Genomic DNA, 1,425 nt, shown 5'->3' on the forward strand with positions numbered 1-1,425 from the left:
GGCCATCCCTTTCAAGGTCTTTTCGTTTTGGCAGCCTTGATGACCCTGTCTGTTGAAACGTGGGCATGTACCGCCGTCCCTTGAACCCATGTCCTGGGCTTGGGTACCTTGGGGCCTCGTTGGCTTTTGGCGACTTGCTTGGGTTGAATGTTCTTGGCTAATTCCAACAAGCGCTGGGCCAGTTTTTCCATTGAGACGATCGGTAGATATTCGACGGGCAGAGCGATCTGCATGCCCTCATATCCAGCTCTGACCTGGATCGCCAAGTGATAGATCGAAGCCTCCCAGCCCTCAGGCTGAGTCTCTCGATGAGCGTGTTCGACGCTGCGCTTGAGCAAGGCCAGTACGTTGTACGCCAGCACGGCAGTGGTGAATCCAAGCAAGGCAGCTCGTGGACTGCCGAGGGATTCAATTTCACTTTCCAGAATGGCTTCCAGTCGCTGGAACATCCCTTCAATACTCCAACGACGGCGATAGAAGTCCGCGATCTGCGGTGCGCTGATGCTCTCGGGCAGGTTGCTCCAGAACATCAAACTGCGGTCACCTGAGTCGTTTGGTGAATGGAGCGTCAACTCGATGCGTCGCCACTGATGCCCCCCTCTTACCTCAATGCTTTGTTCACGCACCGTACCTGTTGCAACAGGCAAAGATGCTTGCCACTCGCCCTCTTGAATCAGGCGCGGGTGCTTGGCCTGCTGGCGAATGACAAATGACGTTTTCACTTGTTCACAGGCCTCCATTACAGGAAGCGTGCAGTAGAGCCGATCAGCGATCCAAACCTGGTTCGTCTTGGCATCGGACAGTAGCGGCAACACGCAGACTCGCTCGCTTGCGTAGGCGTCTTCGCAGGGTTGCAGGTCAATGACCTGATCCAGGTCGGGATCGTAGACCACGACCGAGAATCCGGGACGAGCCGCTCCGCGCTCGTGCCGTAGTGCTCCAAGGCGCTTTTCGGTGGACGCCAGGTGGCTGCCGTCTACCACCCGAACCTGCCAATCGGGCAGCATGGCTGAGCCCCCCAACTCCTTGATCGTCGGAGTCAGGCGCTGCGCGCAACCTGTGACCAAGGCGCGCAACAGAGCCGGTTCGGTACGGCTGACCTTGTCGTAAAGGGCCGCCAGGCTAACCGGAAGATCCTCCAGCTGCTTGGCCGCGGCATGTAATGACGGCTTCAAGCCCAATGAAACAAGGGACATGAGCTTAACGATGGTTGAGAACAGCAATTCGCGGGAGTACTGCCGTTGCCGGTGTTCTTCGAAAACCTGATCGACCCACTCCGGCGCAATGGCTTGCTCCAAGGCAAGTTTGGCCATCACGCTGGCAGGTGCTTTTTTCTCGAATCGCGCTAGTACATCGGCCCACATCGTTCGGGTCTTCCTGACTGAATTTCAGCGGATTTTACCCAAGACCTTGAAAGGGATGGCC

General features: G+C 57.0%; 1 protein-coding gene. It reads right to left on the reverse strand.

Going from position 1 to position 1,425, the window contains the following annotated elements; all coding sequences use genetic code 11:
- Positions 1-11: 11 nt before the first annotated feature.
- Entirely contained in the window at positions 12-1,313 is a 1,302-nt protein-coding gene (locus DK261_RS08675; RefSeq protein WP_080710636.1) for an IS4 family transposase, read from the reverse strand.
- Positions 1,314-1,425 lie beyond the last annotated feature (112 nt).

The sequence above is a fragment of the Pseudomonas sp. RW409 genome (genome assembly GCF_003184125.1).
GTDB classification, from domain to species: Bacteria; Pseudomonadota; Gammaproteobacteria; order Pseudomonadales; family Pseudomonadaceae; genus Aquipseudomonas; species Aquipseudomonas chlororaphis_I.

Coding starts and splice junctions, on each gene's coding strand:
- DK261_RS08675 (WP_080710636.1), bottom strand. CDS start 1,313: ATGGCCAAACTTGCCTTGGAGCAAGCCATTGCGCCGGAGTGGGTCGAT.